We start from the raw sequence: 22231 nt of genomic DNA, 5'->3' as shown, positions 1-22231 counted from the left end.
AGTCCAAACTCAGTTCTGAGCTTAATGCTATTATATATAGCATATTTGATTTTAAATAATATAGGAGTGACGAAATGAGTGAAAATGTTGGTTTCGCAGGTCAAATAGGTCCAGAACATATTGCTCAAGTTGCAGAGAAAGGGTTTAAGTCTGTGATCAATAACCGCCCTGATTTAGAGGGTGGTTCAGAACAGCCTACCAGCGCACAGATCGAAGAAGCAGCACGTGCTGCTGGGTTAGATTATGTATTTTTACCTGTTGTTGCAGGACAAATTACAGAAGTCGATGTCAGAACGTTTGCGAATCGTTTTAATGAACTTCCAAAGCCGGTCCTTATGTTCTGTCGCACAGGCAATCGTTCAAATAATCTTTACCAAATTGCCAAGCAAATGGACTTATTAGACGACGAATAAAGATTGTTTCATTGAAACAAATATCATTGAGAAGCATTATTTCTTGATTAATTTTGGAATATGAAAATCATTAAAGCCATTTCAGTATACTGGAATGGCTTAAGTTAAAATATTGATGAAAAATAAAATTTAAGAATTTCACATAAAATGACGTATGTTAGTTATATAGAAAATAAATAGTTGGTGAACAAAATGTCATTCGTCATACCAGTGTGGGTTGATTATGGGGCGATTGAAGTGCTCTGGTATAGCCCTTTTGACAATATGGAAATTATTATTTCATGGTGGGAAGATCAAGAAAGTATTGATATATATAAATATAAAACAGATATCCAAGCTGCTAAAGCGATTCTACCCAATGGAATAATAATAAAAGTTACAACGCATAAAGAATCTGATTTCTTCTACAAAATACATGCAGAAAAAAAAGTCATTCTTATGCTTGATAACGATTACACATCGTATTTATCCTTTGAAGGAAAGAAATATTTTCATAAAGGAAAGCTTAATTTTTCTCCTACTCCACCCAGCATTTAAGCGAATACAAAAAACTTAACAACCTCGTTGGTATAAAATCAATTTTTTATGAGCGCATTTTTTCAAATGTCTTTTACTCACACGAATACAATAAGCTTTGACAATTTATTTATATTTTTTTGATGTTAAATCTAGCTACAATTTCCACTGACTGATCAACTTAATCAGGTTGTAATACTATCTATTCTGAAATAGTGATATGACACTATCACATCATTCACGCTATGATCATTTAGATCATATTTTTTCCTATTCAATAATAAAAGGATTTCTCAATGCAACAAGCTTTATTCGGTGGTGGCTGTTTTTGGTGTACAGAAGCCGTTTTTTTACAGCTTAAAGGTGTTCAAAAGGTGGTAAGTGGTTATGCTGGTGGGCATACAACCAATCCTACCTATGAGGCGATTTGCAATGGAGATACCAATCATGCTGAAGTGATTTTGATTGATTTCGATCAACAACAGATCAACTATCAACAATTGCTCACTGTATTTTTTGCAATACATGATCCAACCACATTAAACCGTCAAGGCAATGATATTGGCACACAGTACCGTTCTGTCATTTATTATTTCAATGAACAGCAAAAGGTCGAGTCTGAAAGCTTTATTGAGCAACTCAAAGCAGATGGGCTAAATATTGTCACTGAACTCAGTCCAGCCCCAATCTTCCATCCTGCGGAAGAATATCATCAAAACTTCTTTGCTCGAAACCCTGCGCAGGGATACTGTAATTTTGCCATTCCTCCTAAACTGCTCAAATTACATAGCCAATTCCAAGACTTACTCAAAGATTAAGTCTTTTTAAAATTTAAAGCGTTTAAAATCCGTATAAAAAAACCTCCCATCTGGGAGGTTTTAAAAAATATTATCATTTTCTTGTTATTTATTAATTATCACTCATAAACGCAAGATCATTTAATCCTGCCTCACTTGCACGTGACATCACTTGTGCAACAGTATCATAACGCGACTCTTTATCGGCTCTTAGCTGAACAGCTGGTTTAACAGCTTTTTGTCCTGCTTCATCAAATCGTTTTGATAATTCATCTAAAGTAATGATTTGATCATTCCAAGCCACTTCGCCTTGCTGATTAATACTAATCGTAATGGCTTCAGGAGGTGGAGCATTCACTTCAGCGGTAGTTTTCGGTAAGGTTAACGGTATCGATGGGTTAGCAACGGTTGCTGTCACCAAGAAGATGATCATCAATACCAACATAATATCGATCAGCGGAATAAGATTCATCTCATTCATGCCAGAATCGTTGTCTTCTCCCAATTGAAAAGCCATTAAGCTTGACCTCCAACTAAACCTTTATTTGTTGCTTCAGCTTCAACTTTTTTTGTTGAAGATTCTTGCTGCAACATCGTATCAATCAATAAACCATGTGCTTGATCTTGTAATTCATTTGACAAAGTGCGATTGAAACGTACACAGATGTTATACGCCAATACAGCAGGAATTGCGACTGCAAGACCAAGCCCTGTCATGATCAACGCCTCACCAACAGGTGTTGCAACTTGCGCTAAACCTGCTTGACCGCTTTTACCGACAGCAACCAATGCATGGAAAATTCCCCATACTGTACCAAATAAACCCACAAATGGTGCCAGTGAAGCAATCGTACCTAATACAGAAACACCCTTTTCAGCATTGGCTTTCTCTACTGAAATCTGACGCAATAAAGCTTGTTCTGCAACTGCTTTACGTTGATCAAATCCAAGTGGTGCAAGTTTTGCCTTTAATGCACTCAACGCTTGAGCGAGATGGTCTTGAGCAACCTGCTTGAGTTGACGCGTGCCCAAAATACGCAAAATGAACACAGTCCACGTTGCAATAGACATTGCCAATAACACGAAATACAGTGTTTTACTGACCGCATCAGCATGTTGCCAATAAACTGAAAAGTTCATATGCACATTTCCTAATTCTTAAAAAAAATCATTTTTTAGAGACTGACAACGCAAAATCCTGCCTAATTTTAAATGGTACACCAGTGCCATTTTCTTTGTAGGCTTTAAATTTTGCAGATTGTGTCTGTTTAACAACGTAACTGTCTAAACTTGAGTTACCACTCGATTGGATCACACGTACATTGGTAATATTTCCATTCGCATCTGCGGTAATTTCAAGATTTACAACCTTTGTACCATCTTCAGGTGACATCAGTTTAAGTAACTGGTCTTTTGCAATTCGAGGACTGCGATTCCAAGACACTTGTCCGTCACTGACATTACGTGGCGTATTTCTTTGTTCTTGCTCACGACGCTGACGGTCACGTTCCTCTTGTTCACGCTTCTGTTGATCCAAACGTTTTTGATCTTCTAAACGCTTTTGCTCATCTAGACGTTTTTGCTCATCCATACGCTTCTGATCTTCTAAACGTTTTTGATCATCTAAACGTTTCTGCTCTTCAAGCTTTCTTGCACGATCATCATTTACAACAGGTTTTTTCTGTTCAATGATTTTCGGTTTAACCACCGGTTTCGGTTCGATTTTCTTCTCTACCGGCTTAGGTTTAACTTTAGGCTTGATCTGTTCAACAGGAGGTGGAGGCGGTGGTGGAGCATCTTCTTTGAGCTTTAAAAATTTGATTTTTAAAGGTTCTTTCTTTATTTGAGGTAATTCAAAAGCCTTCATATTACTGATTCCCCACAATACACCTACATGCCCAACAATAACTGCTAAGACTGCAGCAAGGACTTTTTTCTTCATCGGTGGAGGCGTTTGAAGTGGTGCAGAGGAAGACTGACTCATAAGAATCTAAATACCTAAAATTGAGTAAACTGTAAAATAATCAATTTACAGATTAAGCTCATCGGATAGAACAATTAAAGTGCAACAATGATAAATGAGAAGTGTTTTCATTTGCAACAGCTTTTTTTGCGTTTTTTATCATTTTTACAAATAAAAAAATAAAAAGGGATGCTTAAAGCATCCCTTTTTCATCTTAAAAATTTAACCAACATTCACATATTATTGAAATACAACAGTCTTGTTGCCATCGACAATAATACGATCTTCAAGATGCCATTTGACTGCTCTTGCCAAAACATTACGCTCAACATCCTGACCTAATTCACGTAATTGCTCAACAGTAAAATCGTGATTTACACGTTCTACATCTTGCTCAATAATTGGTCCTTGGTCCAAATCAGCTGTGACATAATGGGCTGTTGCACCAATCAACTTCACACCCTTTTCATAGGCTTGTTTATAAGGATTAGCGCCGACAAATGCAGGTAAGAATGAATGATGAATATTAATCACCTTCATTTCCCATTTTTGTACAAACTCTTCATCAAGAATCTGCATATAGCGTGCAAGCACCAGCAAGTCATTGCCTTGCATGAGTTCATCAATTTGCGCATACGCTTCACGCTTATTTTCTTTATTGACTGGAACCACATGGAAAGGAATACCAAAGTTCTCTACTGACTCACGCAAATCTTCATGATTTGAAACCACTTGTGTGATTTCACAATGTAAACCGCCACGTGAATGACGCCAAAGTAACTCAAGTAAAGCATGGTCGACTTTAGAGACCAAGATACCTACTTTTTTAATATCGCTCACCAAGCTTAAACGCCAATGCATGCTATAGCGTTCAGCAACATTACTTGCAAAAGTTTGGATCAGACTTTCACGACGAGATTGCAAATGGTCAAGTTCAAATTCAACACGCATGAAATAACGTCCGCCCTGAGCTTCAGTTGCGTATTGATCAAGCGCGGTAATATTTGCGCCCTGATGATACAAAAAGCTCGATACAGCTTGCACGATTCCTGGCTTGTCTTCACAAGTAATCAGTAGACGTGCTGTGTTGGCAGTAGTCATGTTCATGTTGAAGGATATCACTTATAAATTAGTTTAAAACAGCCGAGTATTCTAACGCTTTTTTAGCAGCTTTCAATCTTGATTCGGCATCAATCGTGTTTTACTGCCGATAAACTTGCAAATAATTCTGAAGAACCAAAACTTTCCAACAAGCGCTCATAGGTTTCACGGCTTTCACCACGCAAATACGGACCTTCCAAAAACACCATTTGACGTAACGCCTGCCAAATCCATTTTTCATCCAAATGATTGGAATCACTCAAATGCCCAGACATATAAAGGAAGTTTGTCCAGTTGGTCAGTACAATCCAAATATTGATAATCAACGCTTCAATTTCAGAAGCTGTCATCTGCATCAAGCCCGCTTGAACAAAGGCATGATAAATTTTTTGTCCCTGCTGCATCACTTTTCCAGCGAAACGAGGATATATTTTTCTAAAATCATCATTATTTTCTATTAAGTGATAAACATCACGATGTAAGAAACGATATTCCCAAAGTTGGCTACTCAAAACTTGAAAATAACGAATCTTATCATTTGCATTGACTTTACGGTCATCGGGTAATGAAAGCATATCTAATGTTTCTTTTTGATATTGCTCCATCAACTCTTTAATGATTTCTTGCTTATTTCGAAAATGATAATACAAATTTCCAGGACTAATCCCAAGCTCAGCAGCAATATGATTTGTCGTAACTGCACGCTCTCCGCGTTCATTAAAAAGTTGCAGACTAATCTGCAAAATTCGATCTTTCGTTTTCAAAGTTTTGGAGCTTGACATCCTATTACCATTTTTAACCGTTAGCACAAGCTAACATAAAGTGACTTGACTATTTAGAGTATTTACTCTAAAAAATATATTATATTAACCTATTCGTAAATGGTGTTTGTCATGAACAGTCATACAAAAACAAATTCAATGACTTCCTATTCACCTGAAGTTCAACATATGCACGATCTGCTTGAACAACAGAAAGCTGCTTATCAGCGTTATCCTGTTCCTACAGCTAAAGAGCGTATTGAACGTTTAGCTCGCTTGAAAAAAGTTTTGGTAAAATATCAAGATCAATTTGCAGATGCAATCAATCAAGACTACGGCAATCGTTCAATCAGCGAAACTAAAATCGGTGAACTACTTACCTGTTTAGAGCAAATTAAATATTATAGCAAGCATTTAACAGCATGGATGAAACCATCTAAGCGCCATGTCTCTATGTTACACCAACCAGGCAAAGCCTGGGTGCAATATCAACCTCTAGGTGTAATTGGAATTATCGCACCTTGGAATTACCCATTGTTACTGTCAGTTGGACCGCTGATTTGCGCCTTGGCTGCTGGTAATCATGCCATGTTAAAGATTTCCAGTTCATCTTCTCAATTTGGTTATGTGCTTGAAAATGCATTATCAGAAGCATTCCCACAAGAGTTGGTTGCAGTCGTGAATGGTGGTGGACAAATTTCTGATGCTTTTTCGCATTTAGCCTTCGATAAAATCATTTTTACTGGTTCTACCAATGTGGGTAAAACAGTGATGAGTGCAGCGGCAGAGAATCTTGTGCCTGTTATTCTTGAACTGGGTGGTAAATCACCAGTGATTGTACATCCGTCTAGCGACTTAAAATTGGTGGCTGAACGAATTGCATTTGGTAAGCTTTGGAATGCAGGTCAAACCTGTGTTGCACCTGACTATATGTTCCTGCCTAAAGGTAAAACTGCTGAGTTCATTGATTCATTTAAAGAAATCGCTACAGCAATGTACCCAACCTTGCGAGACAATCAGGATTACACCAGCATCATTAATGATAAACAATACAATCGTATCCAAGGGTATTTAGAAGATGCGCGTCAACAAGGTGCTCAATTCACTGAGATTAATCCTAATCATGAGGATTTAACCGCTGTACGAAAAATTGCCCCAACATTCTTAACAGGTGTCTTACCGACTATGGACATTATGAAGAATGAAATTTTTGGTCCAGTCCTTCCAATCATGGAATATGATCAAATCGACGATGTGATTGACTTTATTAATGGCAGACCTCGTCCACTTGCTTTATACTATTTCGACTTTGACAATGCTCGTGCTGAATATGTTTCCCAACGTACTCACTCAGGACATTTCGGTCAAAATGCCGTTCTAACCCATGTTGCACAAGACGATCTACCATTTGGTGGCGTAGGTGCTTCGGGTATGGGCAAATATCATGGCCCAGAAGGTTTCTTTGGTTTATCACATGAGCGTTCAGTGATGTCTATTCCTAAGCTATTCAGCTTAAAATTCATCTTAGCGCCTTACGATAAACCCCTAAATAAAATTTTAGAGAAAACTTTCTTACGCTAACTGATCAAGGCATGATCTATCACAATAGATCAGATTGCGTTTTGACGAATTCCGCTTGTCTTTTAAGCGGAATTTTGGTATAAAACGCCCCTTGAATGAATTCAATCCGTTTTATTTTGACTGGCCATACAGATTTGCTGTTGGCTAAATCAATGGAGTTACACCATGTCTAAGGTTTGCCAAGTTACCGGCAAGCGTCCAGTCGTTGGTAACAACGTCTCACACGCCAACAACAAAACTAAACGCCGGTTCGAGCCGAACCTGCATCACCACCGTTTCTGGTTAGAAAGCGAAAAACGTTTCGTACGTCTTCGTCTAACTACTAAAGGTATGCGTATTATCGACAAATTGGGCATTGAAAAGGTTGTTGCTGACCTACGTGCTCAAGGTCAAAAGATCTAAGGAGTCTGAACCATGCGTGATAAAATTCGCCTAGTTTCTACTGCTGGTACAGGTTATTTCTATACCACTACTAAGAACAAACGTACTATGCCGGAAAAAATGGAAATCAAAAAATTTGATCCAAAAATCCGTCAACACGTTATCTTCAAAGAAGCTAAAATTAAATAATTTTAGTTTTCTTAAAAAATACGATCCATTTGGGTCGTTTTTTTTGCCTTTTTTTTCTTCAACTTGTTAAAATCTTCAACAAATTTGGCACTATTCGTGCATTTTCTATGGTTTCACACAGAGCCATACCCTTCTAGAAATGATTTTTTGAATGATTTCTCCTAAAAATTAAGGAGTATTTAGTGCCTCATGACGTAGATCTGATTATTTTGCTTGCAGTTGGCTTTGGTATAGCCCTCATTTTTGGCTATATCGCTGCACGTTTACGCCTTCCCCCTTTGATTGGTTATCTTATTGCTGGGATTATTATTAGTCCTAATACACCCGGTGTGGTCGCAGACATCACACTTGCCAATCAGCTTGCTGAATTAGGCGTGATGTTTTTGATGTTTGGTGTAGGCATGCATTTTTCCCTCAATGATTTAATGCAAGTTCGAAGAATTGCTTTACCTGGTGCAATTTTACAAATCGCAGTTGCAACCTTGTTGGGAATAGCTGTTTCCATGTTTTGGGGATGGAGTTTTGGATCTGCACTGGTCTTTGGTTTAAGTTTATCTTGTGCCAGTACCGTGGTTTTATTGAAAGCTTTGGGTGATAAAGGTTTACTCGATTCGATCAATGGTAAAATTGCAGTCGGCTGGTTATTGGTCGAAGATCTGGTCATGGTACTGGTTTTGGTTCTGCTTCCTGCAACCGCAGTACTTTTGGGAGGACATCCCATCGCAGGGCATGAGTCAGATCAAAACATTTGGATGACTTTAGGCATCACGCTACTCAAAGTCACTGGCTTTATTGCCTTTATGCTCATTATTGGTAAGCGTCTTGTTCCAATGATCATGCAATATGTCGCTCGTTTGGGTTCTAGAGAGCTTTTTACCTTAACAGTGGTTGCAGCAGCAGTTTCAATTGCTTATGGCTCTTACGCGATCTTTGGCGTCTCTATGGCATTAGGCGCATTCTTTGCGGGGATGGTGGTAAAAGAGTCTGATTTTAGCCATCGTGCAGAAGAAGAAACCTTACCATTAAGAGAAATTTTCTCAATCCTCTTCTTCGTTTCTGTGGGAATGTTGTTTGATCCGCGCATTATTATTGAACAACCTTTACATATTTTAGCCGTGATTGCCATCATCATGATTGGTAAAACACTTGCAGCAATGGCGTTAGTTTTATTCTTCCGCTACCCGATCAATACTGCATTGACTGTTGGTGCAAGTTTGGCACAAATTGGTGAGTTCTCATTTATTCTTGCCACATTGGGTCTCTCACTTGGTTTACTCAGTCCAGAAGCACAAAACTTGATTTTGGCAGGTGCATTATTCTCGATTACCCTAAACTCATTCCTGTTCTCAGCCATTGAGCCTGTACAGAGCTGGATTCGTGAACGCTCACATTTAGCACGCTTGCTTGAACGTAGTGGTGACCCTTTGGCAATGCTTCCTGATGAAGTCGATCAAGCTTACTTGCGTGACCAAGTGGTGATTGTCGGTCATGGTGAAGTCGGTCGTCGTATCACCAAAACACTTATGGAAGATGGTATTAAAGTCGTGATCGCAGAAGAAAATCGTGAAATCGTAGAAAACTTACGTGAAAAAGGTATTGCTGCGGTTTCAGGTCGTGCCACTGAACCCAGTGTCCTTATTCAAGCGCATATTCAGCATGCAAGACTATTGGTTATTTCACCGATGGATATTGTCGATATTCATAAAATTGTCGACACAGCAAAATTACTAAATCCAGAAATTCAAGTTTTGGTTTGTGCTGAAAATAAAGAAGAGGCAGAAGTTATTCGCAAAGACAATGTTGGTGAAGTCTATTATGCAAAAGAGGAAATGGCGAAAAATATGAGCAATCATATTTTGAATCAAATTCAAATTGCACACCATCATGAACCAACGCATTGAATTTGAAATGAGCTTTCAGCAAATTTAAAACATGTGACAAAGAAAACGCACTTTAAAGTGCGTTTTTTAATTATGTTAGAAAACCAAACCTTAGCTCATATATTTCGGCTGCACATCAACAACTTCCGCATGCCATTCATCCGCCTGCTTTTCAAGTAAAGCGAATAATGCAGCTTGAATCATTTGTTGAGCTATTGCTGGTGTTTGATCACCCAATAACGCTTTCACTTCTTCATTAAATTGGATCGTGACCAATGGATCCTTTTCAGATCCTGCATTACGCAATGCCAATTCACCACCTTCGAGTTGTACTAACTCCAAAATAGCTTCTTGATTCCCAAATAACTCTTTTAACTGTTCGATAGACATAAATCCTCCATGCTCAACATGGGGCAAAGCACTGAATGCACTTTGCATCTTGTAGATATTTTATATAGTCATTTAAAACAAAATTTCAAGTGAATCTGATCAAAAAGATCAGAATTCAACCATTTCATTACGAAAACCATCAATAAGTTGTGATAAATCACGATGCCATTCTCTTAAAATTCTGGTATCTGGCAACCATGCTTGTGGTGTTTGTGTCACTTTAATAATTAAATTAGAAGATGTCTCGTCTTCAGGTTCTGGCGCACTCGGTTCAGGTGCATATTGGCAAAGTCGATATGCTCTTTTAAGCTCAGCAATAAATCCTTCTTTTGCCAATTTTTGCATCACCAAAACTTCAGGTGATACTTGCCCTTTTGCTGCCATGTTCTCTTCTATCGACTTCAACGTAGGAGACAAATCATTTAAGCGATAATAACGAACCAATTCCTGTAAAAATGCCAGAACTGCGCCATGTAAATGAAATACGGCTGCTTCACGCTGAGCTTGAGCTTGCTGCACATTTTCAGTTTGCTCTGCCTGCATACATGAAAGACGAGCAAAATAAAGTTTTTGATTGGTACGGTCTGCATGAAAGCGAGCTACACGTGACATGAAAGTTCCCTAAGATTTTGGCATTCGTTACAGTCTTAGCTTAATCTTTATTGAACAAAAATCACAATGAATTTTATCCATGTTAGATATCAATATCGTAGATTTTCCGTTTTGCTGGTACTTCAATCAACTTTTCAATAGGACGAACATTACTGATCACCCATGCCCAATAGCCTTTTTCCCAATATGAAGCCATTGCCAAAGCGAGTTCACTTTCAGTCCATGGATGAATTGACTCAATATCAATGATGGCTACGGCTCGCCCTATTTCCTCATCATCATCTTGTGTCAGGTAATTTTTATTTTCAACGATGACTAAATCTTTAAGTGGCAATGATTCAGGCTGCCAAGAGCGGATTTCCATTTTCTTTTGGCCTTCTGCAATAAAGCGACCAAATGGCTCAACAATAGATAAGGCCTGATATGTTCTTTTACATTTATCCATTTTTATTCAATCCATAAAAAAGGAGCAATAAATGCTCCTTAGAATATCTGCCAATTATGCTTCTGGTTTTTCTTCAGCAGCTTTGACACGAATCCCATGACCATGTAAACGCAAAGTATTCAAACCCTTGATCGCTTTTACAGCTTCTCTGCCATGTGGCATTTCAACAAAAGCAAAACCTTTTGATTTGCCTGTGGTTGCATCCAGCACCAATGTACAAGACTTCACTGTGCCAAATTGTTGGAACAACTCTAATAATTCAGCTTCTGTTACAGTGCGTTCTAAACTGCGAACTAAAATTTTCATCTTACAACCTTAAATATAAACGAGGCAAAAAACATCAAAAAGCACTCGCCTACCTACTTTTTGAATGAAAAACGATTGCTATAGTTTAATCCAGATCAATGCCAAAATCTAAATTAATCGCTTGCCGCTCGATTAAAGCACTTTTAACCGTTTGTTCTCGTTGTCTGTAATGAGTTTCTGTTGTACATAAATTTCGAGTTAAATCATTGAAGAAATAACTTTCAATTTCTCTGCCTTGTTCATCCGTCTGACGATGCGCCCAAAAGTTTAAATTTTGCTTGGTTAAAATCAATTCGTTCTGTGCACGGGTGAGTGCCACATAAAGAACTCTGCGTTCTTCCTCAACTTCATCAAAATTACCTTGTGCGCGTGCATGCGGATATTGTCCTGCGGATACATTGGCAACATAACACACTTTTTGTTCAGTTCCCTTTGCCGAATGAATCGTAATCAGTGTTACCACATCATCTTGCGACTGACGTTCGATCTCACTAATTGAAACAGGGTCAAGCACATACTCTTCTAAAAACTCACTTAATTGGCTATGTTTTGAGGCAAGCTGTTTAACAAGATCAAAATCACCCACGCGTTTATGCCAGTCCTTTTTAGCATAATTTTCTTCTAACTGATTGAGAATTGCTTCAACACCAAGCCGAACACAAGCTTCAACTTCAGTTTTCAACACACTCATTTGCTTCATGATCAACAAGGTATGATCTGGAATACGCCCAAATTTCTCAAGTTTATCCGTAATTTTTTCAATATCAGGATCAAGTAGCAGCTGTTGAGCAAGCTTACTTGCACCGACATCACCTACACCATTCCACAGGGTTAAGAAACGCATCCAAGCAATATCATCAAGCGGATTGGCAATCACACGCAATAAACTCAATAAGTCTTTGACATGTGCCGTTTCAAGTAATTTCATCCCACCAATAAACCGGTATGGAACATTGGCTTGAATAAATGCAGCTTCGATATGTCTGGCAGCAAAAGCTGAACGCACCAAGACCATATGATCATTCCATGCCGAGCCTTCCAACAAATGACGTTCTTTAATGTCGATTGCAATCCACTTTGCTTCATCAAACTCGTTTGGAAAAACATGCATACGTGGTTTAAGACCATCGCCTCGGTAAGCTTCTAGTTTTTTATCATAATGAATCGGGCTTTGCTCCAATAGCCAATTGGAGAGGTCTAAAATCTCTTGAGTAGATCGATAATTTTTTTCTAATTTGAAAATCTCTGCGTCTGGTACTCGATCTTTGAAATGATGAATGTTTTCAAAATCTGCACCACGAAAACCATAAATAGATTGTGCATCATCACCGACACAAAACAATGAGGTTTTTTCTTTCAACGGTTCTAAAATCGCCCATTGCAAAGGATTGGTATCCTGCATTTCATCAACCAGCATGTATTGACATAGGCTTGCCACATACTCAACCAATCCCTCCGATTGCGCCAAAGCCGATGCAACAACAGCCAGAATATCATCGTAATCGAGAAAGCTACGAGTGCGTTTACGGCTTTCGTACTCTTTCATAATTTCAGCAATCTGATCTTTATATTCTAAAAACTCAGGCAACTGTTTTTCTAAAGCTAAGCTGAGTTTTTGACGAGTATTGCGAGCAAAAGAATATAAATCACAAAGTTGTTGTGGCTTGGGTAACGCATTCGGGTTGTTTTTATCATCCTTGCCCCGAATCAAACGAAATAACATCAATTGATCATCACGATCAATGATTGAAAACTGGTCCAGACCAAATGCTTTCGGTGCACGGCGCAGTAGATACATGCAAAAGGTGTGGAATGTCGAAGCGCGTAATCCTCTCGCCTGATCACCCAATGCCAACTCTACTCTTGCTACAATTTCACTGGCAGAACGACGAGTAAAGGTCAAAATCTGAATTTGATTCGCAGGAATACCTTGATCTATGAGGTATGCCGCACGAGCGACAATAGTTTTGGTTTTGCCACAACCTGCCCCTGCAAGCACTAGACTATGCTTATTTTTAGTCGTAGCAGCTTGTTTTTGTTGAGGGTTTAATTCATCGATCAGGTTGGCTAAACTCATTTTCACTCATCATTTTATGGATGGCTGCTAGTTTAGCAGAGCTATCATGAAATTATGTAGTTTAAGCTCATGATCAAGTCGTGAATTGACGCTTTACTCTGGATCGAAGATCGAGAAATATTGAAGATAAAAGATTCAACCTCTATAAAAAACAATCAAAATTTACTCGATCTAGAAACACTATAGATTGATTAAGCGAGCCACATTTTCACAACAACGCTGTAAATTTTTCTCACCTTGCTTCAATGCTGTTTGTAAGTCACAAGCACCATCAACTATTGCAAAAATTGCAGTGAAACCCTCAGTGTATAACTCCTCAATTCCTTGCCCCACGTACCCAGCAAAAGCAATCACTGGTTTATTCAACTTCTTAGCAACTTGCGCCACTCCAAAAGGGGTTTTACCGAACTTGGTCTGAAAATCCATACCACCTTCTCCAGTCAAAACATAATCAGCTTTCGCAACTTTTTCAGCGAGTTGAGTTTCTTCAATCACAAGCTCAACGCCTGAACGTATTTTCGCACCTGTAAATACCATCAGACCAAAACCTAAACCACCTGCTGCACCCGCCCCCTGTACATCGGCAACATCGACATTTAATTGATGTTTTACCAACTCCGCAAAATATTTTAAATTTTGATCAAGTTTTTCAACCATCTTTGGTGTTGCTCCTTTTTGTGGGGCAAACACATAAGAAGCGCCAGACGCTCCACACAAAGGATTAGTCACATCACTGGCAATGATAATCTCAGTCTGCTTTAAACGATGGTCCAATTGCGAAATATCAATGCTCTCAATTTGCTCCAGTTGCCCACCACCAACATTCACAATGTGCATATTTTTATCTAAAAATTTTACTCCCAATGCTTGTGCCATTCCTGCACCTGCATCGTTGGTGACACTGCCCCCTAAACCGATAATGATTTTAGACACACCCAACCCTAATGCTGCTTTGATCATTTCACCTGTACCCATAGTTGTTGTCACTAAAGGATTACGTTGGGATTTTTCGATCAAGTGAATACCATTCGCCATCGCCATTTCAATAACGGCTGTTTTGCCATCATCAATTAAACCTAAATAGCTTTGAACATTTTGACCAATCAAAGGACCTGTGACTTCAAAATGTACTTTACGACCATCCCGAGCAGCGACTAAAGCATCAACGGTTCCCTCACCACCATCAGCCATAGGTACATGAATAAACTGCGCATTAGCAATGACTTTTTCAATGCCGCGTTGCATTGCAAAACAGGCTTGTTCAGCCGTCATACTTTCTTTAAATGAGTCTGGAGCAAGAACAAAAACTTTAGTCATGAGAAAATTTATTTTGGTGATATTCAAAAAATAACATAACGATTTTTTTATAGCGAATAAACTGTGAAGTGAAAAAATTAACACTCAAGAAATAATCATTATGCAACGTATAAATCTCGGTAAAACTGCCCCTGAACTCTATAAAACGGTCATCGAACTTGAAAACTTATCTATGCAAAAAGTTCAACAAGCTGGACTAGATATAGGTTTTTCACATTTATTGAAATTACGTGCTTCTCAAATCAACCAATGTGCTTTTTGTGTACGCATGCATACCCAAGATGCAGTTAAAGCAGGTGAGACGACTGATCGTATCGCCCTGATCAGTGCTTGGCGTGAAAGCGAATACTTTAATCAAAAAGAACGTGCAGCGTTAATTTTAATTGAAGAAATCACATTGCTTGCCCAGCATCATTTTCCTGACCAAGCTTATGAGCAGGCAACGCAACATTTATCCAGTGCTGAAATTACTGCAATTGAATGGATTGGGATAGTGATTAACACATGGAATCGCATTGCTATTTCTAGTCAATATCGTGTTGCGCCTGAATAAGTTGTAAACATTCATTTTTTAAATTAAGTACCTGAAAAGATCAAATTTCATCAATTGAAACGGCAAAATAAAAACGCCCGATGTAATACATCAGGCGTTTTTTATTATTGATCTATTTTAGAAGCAAAGATTAAATTAGTGACTTACAGGAGGAATCTGCTTAATTGCTGCGGCAAAAGTCAGGTAATTCACTCCTTGAAATAAAATATCTACGCCTAAGAATAATCCAAGTACCCAAAAAGGAGCATCTGGTGAAGCCAGAATAATTGCCCCAGTTGCCAAAGTTAATAAACCTGAAAATAATGTCCATCCCCATCCAGACATTGGCTTGAGCATAAAAGCATTAAAAATACGAATAAAACCACCAATCAATAAAGCAATTGCCAGAAGATTGGTAAGCACCACTGCGGTAGTCACGGGTGACTTAAATGCATAATATCCAGCAATCAGATACAGCACACCAAACAATGCCCAAAGCCAGCGGAACCCGCCATCAAAAATTTTAAATGCTGCGATAAGATGCAAAACCCCACCAATCATCATCAACGCACCAAACAGTACGACAACTGTAAGTGTTGCCATACCCAATGAAGCCAATAAGACCAATCCAAAGATGACCAACAATGCCCCAAGTAAAAGATACCATTTGCGGTTTTCATGGAGTTGGTGACGAACTAAATCATTTCCGACTGTACGCATATTCTTCTCTTGTTTGTTATTCATTGATTTGATTGTTGATCTAATTCAGCATCTTGTCTGTATAAAATCTGCATCTAAAGCATATAAAATATTGCCTTTATACGAAATCAACAAAATAACAGCATTCCCTAGATACTATTTTACCCACCCCATCTCTTGTGCAGTTAAGCGACTGATCATGGTATCTTCCAAATGTTCAGGGGTTTTACTTTTGCTTTGGGAAAGTGGAATATAACCGCCCATAATTTCTGCGCGCTGTTGCGGGTAAAGTGGTTGTTGCTCAGGATTTGCATAACCTGTTGGATAAAGAGGCTGCCCTGTCGATAAATCATATTTATCTTGCGCACCAAAGGTATGTAATAACTCATGTACTAAGACAACTTGATTACTTGCACTTTGCTTTGGTGAGGCAAATAAGTTGACTGAGCCAATACGCCCACGTTCTAAGGCAGTTGAGTGCTTTAAAACTTTCTGTAACTTTGGATCATAATAATTCAAATACAAGGTCACAGATGGCGTTCCATCTACTCCTTGATGTTGGTTCCATGCATAGAACCTGAACTTTAGACTCCATATTATCGTATTGAATATACTTGAAGATTCAGGAAACTTTGGCGGCAGAGTATTTAATTCACGCCCAAGTTGAAAATGAAAAGATAGCGCTTGACCACGGAAAAGTTGAGATTGCTGCGCCAAATAATGCGTCATCTCTTGTAAATCATCGACAGAAATTTGCTGTATATAATGAGACGTGGAGACTTGTCCATCTGCATTGATCGGATGGAGTAAAACCACAATCGGTTTTGTCCAATCTTGATTCATATCTCGCCAAGCATTCATTCCTACAATAAGCAGAATGATCAATAAAATTGCAATTCGAAGTTTTTTCCACATTGAATTTAGCTCTGTTTTTTACGCTTTTTAAGAAACATTTGACTCCCCTCTATTTTAGTTTCAAAGACTTCCACAGCTTTTATCAGTCCTGATAACTTCGTATAACCATAATCACGAGTATCAAAATCTGGCTTTACTGTACTTAAATAGGTACCAATAGAACCTAGATATGCCCAACCGTTGTCATCTGAGTTGTCTTTTACCGCCTTATAAATCAAATTTAAAGTGGCTTTATCAATGGGTGTTTTCGTTTCTTCTTTGTCGATTGGAGAAGGTTTTTTGGTATCTTCATTATTTTTAGTTTCAGTACTTTGTTTTTCTTCTTCTTTCTCTTCAGCAATCAAGTTTTCAATCGAAATAAATTTATCACAGGCTTTTTTAAATGGCTCAGGTGTTTTCTTACGCCCAAAACCATAAACAACTAAACCACTTTCCCTTATTCTTGAAGCCAAAGGGGTAAAATCACTATCACTAGACACAATACAAAAGCCATCCAATGCACCACCATACAATAAATCCATCGCATCAATGATCAAAATCATATCTGTAGCATCTTTACCGCTGGTATATGCAAATTGCTGTACAGGGGTAATCGCATGCGGCAATAAGACTTCTCTCCATTTTTTTAGAGAATCACTGCTCCAATCCCCATAAACACGCTTTACACTGGCAATCCCATATTTTGCCACTTCCTCCAATACCGACGAAATTGAGTTCACAGATGAATTATCAGCATCAATTAAAACCGCAAATTTTTTAGTATTTTCCACAATATCCCCAATTTTTAGTTTTTTATTCATTCATTTATCATACCGCTTCCCATAATAATTGATATAAAAAATGCCCACTTTTGTGAGCATTTTTATGAGTAATTAAAACTTAGGCTTCAACCCATTTTCCATCTTGGTAAACCAAGGACCACTTGGTTTGTTTACCTTCAGGTGTTTCCGAACCAATATACTGTGCTTGATTCTTACGACTGAATTTCACCAATGTCGGATTTCCATCTGGGTCTTGATCAGGTGCTTGCAAAATAAATTGATATTTTGGATCGAGTTGATCTGCAACAGAACGCAATTCAGCAACCTTAGGTGCACGTGTTTCACGTACTTTCGGGAACTTACTTGCAGCCAAGAATAGACCCGCAGCACCATCACGAAGAACAAAGAAGTCATCATGTTTGGTTGAACGTAAATGTTCCATTTTGATTGGATCTACACGTGGTGGCGCAGGTTGACCATTCTTCAATACTTTACGGGTATTATCACAGCTCATACAGGCAAAATAAGGACCAAACCGACCATTTTTTAACTGCATTTCACCATCACACTTGTCACAAGGAATGGTTGGACCATCATAGCCCTTGATTTTGAACTCACCTTCTTCAAGTTCATAACCATCACAGTCTGGATTGTTTCCACAGATATGCAGTTTTCGACCACCATCAATGACATAGCTGTCCATTGCAGTACCACAAATTGGACAGCGTTTTTTCGACATCAAATCGGCAGTTTCAGCACCATCATCATCGGAAAGTGCTGCCAGTGATTCGACAGGCGTTAGGTTCAACGTGCCCTTACAACGTTCTTTTGGAGGTAAGTTGTAACCTGAACACCCCAGAAAGACACCTGTCGTCCCTGTACGAATCTGCATTGGGCGTTCGCATTCTTTACAATGAACATCCTCAACTTCGACAGGTAAGTTACGGCGCATGCCATTCTCACCTTGAGCTGTGGTTAAACGCTTTTTAAAATCGCCATAGAAACTATCAAGAAGCTCTTTCCAATTACGTTCACCATCTGCAACTTTATCCAACTGACCTTCTAAATCCGCTGTAAAAGCGTAATTCATTAGATTGTTAAAGTTCTCATCCAAACGGTCTGTGACAATTTCACCCATCTTCTCAGCGAAAAGACGGCGGTTGTCTAACTTGACATAGCCTCGATCTTGAATCGTCGAAATAATCGCAGCATATGTCGATGGTCGACCGATACCACGTTTTTCCAATTCTTTGACCAATGATGCTTCAGTAAAACGTGCAGGTGGTTTAGTGAAATGTTGAGAAGGATCAAGTTTCTCAAGTTTTAAAATTTCACCCACTTTAACTGCTGGTAATAGAACATCATCATCAGATTTGTTTTGACCACGAACTTTGGTAAAACCATCAAAAACTAGAGTACGACCTTTGGCTTTGAGCTCTACGCCATTGGCATCCACTAAAATTGTTGAAGATAAATACTCTGCAGGTGTCATTTGACATGCAACAAATTGACGCCAAATTAAATCATATAAACGTTGTGCATCACGCTCAACGCCAGCCAAGCTGTCGCCTTTTAATCCAACGTTTGAAGGACGAATTGCTTCATGGGCTTCTTGTGCATTTGCCTTGTTGCCATAGCGATTGGCTTTTGCAGGTAAATATTTCGAACCAAACTCTGTTTCAATGTGCTGCCGCACCATACTGACTGCATCATCACTTAAAAATGTTGAGTCAGTACGCATATAGGTAATAAAACCAGCTTCATATAAACGTTGTGCAAGCATCATGGTTTTCTTTACTGAGAAACCTAAGCGTGTACTTGCCGCTTGTTGTAGCGTTGAAGTGATATATGGCGCACTTGGATTAACCTTAGTCGGTTTATCTTCACGAGTGGCAACTTTATATTCAGCATCTTTTAAAATTTTCAACAAAGCATCAGTTTGTGCTTTATTCTGTAATTTTAATGTCTTACCAGCTTGCTTCACTGCTTCTAGGCGAATCTCATCTTTTTGAGATTTAGTGTCTGCAAAAACTTGCCAATATTCTTCAGGAATAAAGGCACGAATTTCACGTTCACGTTCCACCACCAATTTCACAGCTACAGATTGCACGCGACCCGCAGATAAACCACGTGCAATTTTTTCCCATAACAATGGTGAAACCATAAAGCCAACAACTCGGTCTAGAAAACGACGAGCTTGTTGCGCATTGACTCGGTTTAAATCTAGACGTGTCGGCTGTTTAAATGCTTCTTGGATGGCATTTTTGGTAATTTCATTGAAAACCACACGATGGTAACGGCTATCATCCCCACCAATGACTTCTCTCAAATGCCAAGCAATTGCTTCCCCTTCTCTATCCAAATCCGTTGCGAGATAGATTTCATCTGCATCTTTGGCAAGCTTTTTGAGTTCGGCAACAACATTCTCTTTGCCGGGAAGGACTTCATACTTAGCTTTCCAACCATGTTCTGGATCAACACCCATACGATTGACGAGTGCGGATTGTGCCTTTTCAGCCTTCTGATCTTCCGTCAACTTGGTGCGTGTTGCTGGCTTTTTTTCTGCTGTTTTACTTGAGCCGCCTGTAGGTAAATCACGGACATGACCTACGGATGACTTTACAATGTAATTTGAGCCTAAATATTTATTAATCGTTTTCGCTTTTGCAGGCGACTCCACAATCACTAATGCACGCTTTTTTCCAGCATCAGGAGATTTTGCTGTAGTGCTTTTGGATGTGGACCGAGGAGCGTTCGCCATAATAAACCACTGTTCCTATTATTAAGTTAAATTTCAGCCAATTTGAGTAAATATGCTTTCATATCATCAAGTTGTGTTGCTCTTAGGTCAGATTCTTCATCCCAATATAGCCCTACACAATTTGCCTGCATATCAATAGCATAAATCCCCTTTAATGCAATGGGAAAATCTTTAAATTTCGCATCACCTTGAATCACGTGAAGCTTTTCATCTTCGACACATGCACGCATCAGCGCTAAACGTGCATCAGGAATAAGTACACTATAATAAGCCACCATACTTGCACGAGATTCTGTTGCCATTGGGATTTTAGTCCATTCTGGCGCAGCCACCAAACGCGGATGCAAACCCATCTTTCGGGCTTTTTCACGCATTAAACCTAATGCCTTTTCTCTTGGGCTTACGCGTAAGCCAAAAATTGAGCCCAGTACAAAAACAACGATTACGAGCGCAACCCAAAGACCAGTGTGTTCCATAGTTCACCTTTAAATTCCTATATTAGAGTTGCATAAGCTGAATATAAAACGCAAGTTTAAAATTAAAATTACAACGAATCTGTAATTTTAAAGTCAGTTTAATGTCTTATTTTTCATCTCTATTTTTTTCGTAAAACGTCATCCAATCACCCAATGAGCGAATCGAACTTTCCAAAGATTTTCCCAATGCAGTAATTTGATATTCTACACGTGGAGGTACTTCTGGATAAATCTGTTTGGAGATCAGTTGGCATTCTTCTAAAAGCTTTAACTGTTTTGAAAGTTCTTTTTGAGGAATCGGTGCTAAAGCCTTTTGTAATTGATTAAATCGCACAGGATGTTGAGCTTGTATAAGATGATAAACAATTGGCAAGACCCATTTACCTGAAAATATCGCAACGAATCGCATAATTGAACAGTTTTGCTCATATTGCACAGTTGTCATTTTTCACCTTACATAAAGCTACAATTTATAAAAGCTGATTTCAGCCTATTTCAAACCCAACAGCGACTTAGTTACCATTTGGTAAGTTCTTACATCTGCGCATAAATTTTCACAATATACGTGTTTCTTAATGACATTATAGTGAAAAAATGAGATTAAAAGACAAGACTGTTTTAATCACAGGTGCAACCAGTGGAATTGGCTTTGCTGCCGCACAACGAGCCATTGAAGAAGGTGCACGAGTAGTCTTTACTGGACGGAATATCAATCAAATTGCACAAGTTCAACAGCAATTAGGATCGCAAAGTTTCGGTTTTACATGTGACCATGCTGACTTAAATTCACAGCATGATTTTCTCAAAAAATTACAGCAATTATCCTTTATCTTTGATGTGATTTATATCAATGCAGGCAATGTGAACCATCAACGTTTTGGGCAATGGAGCGTTGAACAATTTGATGAGGTGTTAAATACCAATCTAAAAGGTCCTTTCTTTTTGATTCAAAGCCTTCTTCCTATGATTAATCCAAACAGTTCAGTAATTTTATGTGGTTCAACCAGCATTCATATCGCATTAGAAAAAAGCAGTGTGTATGCTGCTTCAAAGATCGCCTTACGCTCCTTGGTCAAAACACTTTCAAGGGAACTGTTAAATCATAAAATACGCTTTAATCTGCTTTCTCCTGGACCGACATTTACACCTGCACTGAATAAAGTCGCAGACAGCCCTGCTGAAGTTGAACAGCTCAAAACCAGTATTGAAAATTTAGTCCCACTACAAAGACTTGCCACAGCAACAGAAATTGCCAACGCCTTTATTTATCTTGCTTCTGATGAGTCTCGTTTTGTTGTTGGAACAGAACTATTGATAGATGGTGGTGTTGCCAACTTGTAAAGCATTTAAATCAAAAA

Annotated in this window: 26 protein-coding genes; 9 read left to right on the top strand and 17 right to left on the bottom strand. The window is 38.7% G+C overall.

Annotated elements, in window-relative coordinates:
* Positions 1-74 precede the first annotated feature (74 nt).
* The 3 genes from ACINWC743_RS16090 to msrA all read left to right on the top strand — a co-directional run bounded on the left by ACINWC743_RS16090 (position 75) and on the right by msrA (position 1747).
* Positions 75-413: a TIGR01244 family sulfur transferase gene (locus tag ACINWC743_RS16090; RefSeq protein ID WP_004826681.1), complete on the top strand. Its 339-nt coding sequence runs from the start codon at positions 75-77 to the stop codon at positions 411-413.
* 192 nt (positions 414-605) lie between these two features.
* Positions 606-950 (top strand): hypothetical protein, encoded by a 345-nt coding sequence (locus ACINWC743_RS16085; RefSeq protein ID WP_009586098.1) that lies wholly within the window; start codon positions 606-608, stop codon positions 948-950.
* A gap of 275 nt (positions 951-1225) precedes the next feature.
* A complete protein-coding gene (gene msrA, locus ACINWC743_RS16080) occupies positions 1226-1747 on the top strand; it encodes a peptide-methionine (S)-S-oxide reductase MsrA (protein ID WP_009586139.1) in 522 nt (173 codons plus the stop codon).
* A gap of 91 nt (positions 1748-1838) precedes the next feature.
* Here msrA and ACINWC743_RS16075 read toward each other — a convergent pair whose 3' ends face one another.
* The 5 genes from ACINWC743_RS16075 to ACINWC743_RS16055 form a co-directional block, all read right to left on the bottom strand.
* A complete protein-coding gene (locus tag ACINWC743_RS16075; RefSeq protein ID WP_004826673.1) occupies positions 1839-2243 on the bottom strand; it encodes an ExbD/TolR family protein in 405 nt (134 codons plus the stop codon).
* Positions 2243-2866, bottom strand: coding sequence for a MotA/TolQ/ExbB proton channel family protein (locus tag ACINWC743_RS16070; protein ID WP_004826672.1), 624 nt, complete (start codon positions 2864-2866; stop codon positions 2243-2245). Before ACINWC743_RS16070 ends, ACINWC743_RS16075 begins: the two co-directional genes overlap by 1 nt.
* A gap of 28 nt (positions 2867-2894) precedes the next feature.
* The gene (locus tag ACINWC743_RS16065; RefSeq protein WP_005035655.1) at positions 2895-3710 is read right to left on the bottom strand and encodes an energy transducer TonB family protein; all 816 of its coding nucleotides are present in this window, start codon (positions 3708-3710) and stop codon (positions 2895-2897) included.
* Positions 3711-3929: 219 nt separating this feature from the next.
* On the bottom strand, positions 3930-4796 hold the full coding sequence (gene purU, locus ACINWC743_RS16060; RefSeq protein WP_004826668.1) for a formyltetrahydrofolate deformylase: 867 nt from the start codon (positions 4794-4796) through the stop codon (positions 3930-3932).
* An 83-nt stretch (positions 4797-4879) separates the two neighbouring features.
* Positions 4880-5572 (bottom strand): TetR/AcrR family transcriptional regulator, encoded by a 693-nt coding sequence (locus ACINWC743_RS16055; RefSeq protein WP_004826666.1) that lies wholly within the window; start codon positions 5570-5572, stop codon positions 4880-4882.
* A gap of 111 nt (positions 5573-5683) precedes the next feature.
* Here ACINWC743_RS16055 and ACINWC743_RS16050 point away from each other — a divergent pair, with 111 nt between their 5' ends.
* The 4 genes from ACINWC743_RS16050 to ACINWC743_RS16035 all read left to right on the top strand — a co-directional run bounded on the left by ACINWC743_RS16050 (position 5684) and on the right by ACINWC743_RS16035 (position 9603).
* Complete coding sequence (locus ACINWC743_RS16050; RefSeq protein ID WP_009586118.1) at positions 5684-7132, top strand: coniferyl aldehyde dehydrogenase; 1449 nt, start codon at positions 5684-5686, stop codon at positions 7130-7132.
* Positions 7133-7297: 165 nt separating this feature from the next.
* Positions 7298-7534 (top strand): 50S ribosomal protein L28, encoded by a 237-nt coding sequence (gene rpmB, locus ACINWC743_RS16045; RefSeq protein WP_000048256.1) that lies wholly within the window; start codon positions 7298-7300, stop codon positions 7532-7534.
* Between the two features lie 12 nt (positions 7535-7546).
* Positions 7547-7702, top strand: a complete 156-nt coding sequence (gene rpmG, locus ACINWC743_RS16040; protein ID WP_003654787.1) for a 50S ribosomal protein L33 — start codon at positions 7547-7549, stop codon at positions 7700-7702.
* 182 nt (positions 7703-7884) lie between these two features.
* Positions 7885-9603, top strand: a complete 1719-nt coding sequence (locus tag ACINWC743_RS16035) for a cation:proton antiporter (protein WP_004826661.1) — start codon at positions 7885-7887, stop codon at positions 9601-9603.
* A gap of 90 nt (positions 9604-9693) precedes the next feature.
* Here the strand turns inward: ACINWC743_RS16035 and ACINWC743_RS16030 are convergent, their stop codons facing one another.
* The 6 genes from ACINWC743_RS16030 to ACINWC743_RS16005 form a co-directional block, all read right to left on the bottom strand.
* A complete protein-coding gene (locus tag ACINWC743_RS16030; protein WP_004826658.1) occupies positions 9694-9972 on the bottom strand; it encodes a hypothetical protein in 279 nt (92 codons plus the stop codon).
* A gap of 108 nt (positions 9973-10080) precedes the next feature.
* Positions 10081-10584 (bottom strand): DUF6586 family protein, encoded by a 504-nt coding sequence (locus tag ACINWC743_RS16025; protein WP_004826657.1) that lies wholly within the window; start codon positions 10582-10584, stop codon positions 10081-10083.
* Positions 10585-10666: 82 nt separating this feature from the next.
* Positions 10667-11029 (bottom strand): ASCH domain-containing protein, encoded by a 363-nt coding sequence (locus ACINWC743_RS16020; RefSeq protein ID WP_009586179.1) that lies wholly within the window; start codon positions 11027-11029, stop codon positions 10667-10669.
* A 54-nt stretch (positions 11030-11083) separates the two neighbouring features.
* Positions 11084-11335, bottom strand: a complete 252-nt coding sequence (locus ACINWC743_RS16015; protein ID WP_004826655.1) for an RNA recognition motif domain-containing protein — start codon at positions 11333-11335, stop codon at positions 11084-11086.
* Positions 11336-11420: 85 nt separating this feature from the next.
* Positions 11421-13412: an ATP-dependent helicase gene (locus tag ACINWC743_RS16010; protein ID WP_009586113.1), complete on the bottom strand. Its 1992-nt coding sequence runs from the start codon at positions 13410-13412 to the stop codon at positions 11421-11423.
* A 180-nt stretch (positions 13413-13592) separates the two neighbouring features.
* Positions 13593-14729 (bottom strand): glycerate kinase, encoded by a 1137-nt coding sequence (locus ACINWC743_RS16005; protein ID WP_009586076.1) that lies wholly within the window; start codon positions 14727-14729, stop codon positions 13593-13595.
* 100 nt (positions 14730-14829) lie between these two features.
* On the opposite strand from ACINWC743_RS16005, the gene ACINWC743_RS16000 reads away from it, so the two are divergent.
* Positions 14830-15282, top strand: a complete 453-nt coding sequence (locus ACINWC743_RS16000; protein ID WP_009586132.1) for a carboxymuconolactone decarboxylase family protein — start codon at positions 14830-14832, stop codon at positions 15280-15282.
* 135 nt (positions 15283-15417) lie between these two features.
* Here the strand turns inward: ACINWC743_RS16000 and ACINWC743_RS15995 are convergent, their stop codons facing one another.
* The 6 genes from ACINWC743_RS15995 to ACINWC743_RS15970 form a co-directional block, all read right to left on the bottom strand.
* Positions 15418-15981, bottom strand: coding sequence for an HdeD family acid-resistance protein (locus ACINWC743_RS15995; RefSeq protein ID WP_035301284.1), 564 nt, complete (start codon positions 15979-15981; stop codon positions 15418-15420).
* A gap of 135 nt (positions 15982-16116) precedes the next feature.
* Positions 16117-16875 (bottom strand): hypothetical protein, encoded by a 759-nt coding sequence (locus ACINWC743_RS15990; protein WP_005035637.1) that lies wholly within the window; start codon positions 16873-16875, stop codon positions 16117-16119.
* A 5-nt stretch (positions 16876-16880) separates the two neighbouring features.
* Positions 16881-17675 carry an NYN domain-containing protein gene (locus ACINWC743_RS15985; RefSeq protein ID WP_004826644.1) on the bottom strand — a complete coding sequence of 265 codons (795 nt, stop codon included), beginning with the start codon at positions 17673-17675 and terminating at the stop codon, positions 16881-16883.
* A 79-nt stretch (positions 17676-17754) separates the two neighbouring features.
* Entirely contained in the window at positions 17755-20397 is a 2643-nt protein-coding gene (topA, locus tag ACINWC743_RS15980; RefSeq protein ID WP_005035632.1) for a type I DNA topoisomerase, read from the bottom strand.
* 26 nt (positions 20398-20423) lie between these two features.
* On the bottom strand, positions 20424-20873 hold the full coding sequence (locus ACINWC743_RS15975) for an ammonium transporter (protein WP_004826640.1): 450 nt from the start codon (positions 20871-20873) through the stop codon (positions 20424-20426).
* Positions 20874-20979: 106 nt separating this feature from the next.
* Positions 20980-21318 carry a winged helix-turn-helix transcriptional regulator gene (locus ACINWC743_RS15970; RefSeq protein WP_004826637.1) on the bottom strand — a complete coding sequence of 113 codons (339 nt, stop codon included), beginning with the start codon at positions 21316-21318 and terminating at the stop codon, positions 20980-20982.
* A gap of 149 nt (positions 21319-21467) precedes the next feature.
* On the opposite strand from ACINWC743_RS15970, the gene ACINWC743_RS15965 reads away from it, so the two are divergent.
* Positions 21468-22214: an SDR family oxidoreductase gene (locus tag ACINWC743_RS15965; protein WP_004826634.1), complete on the top strand. Its 747-nt coding sequence runs from the start codon at positions 21468-21470 to the stop codon at positions 22212-22214.
* The last annotated feature ends 17 nt before the right edge of the window (positions 22215-22231 follow it).

Origin of the sequence: Acinetobacter sp. WC-743 (assembly GCF_000335555.1) — a bacterium.
Lineage (GTDB): Bacteria > Pseudomonadota > Gammaproteobacteria > Pseudomonadales > Moraxellaceae > Acinetobacter > Acinetobacter bereziniae.
The sequence above is the reverse complement of the archived record's forward strand: the minus strand, read 5'-3'. Positions and strand labels throughout refer to the sequence as shown.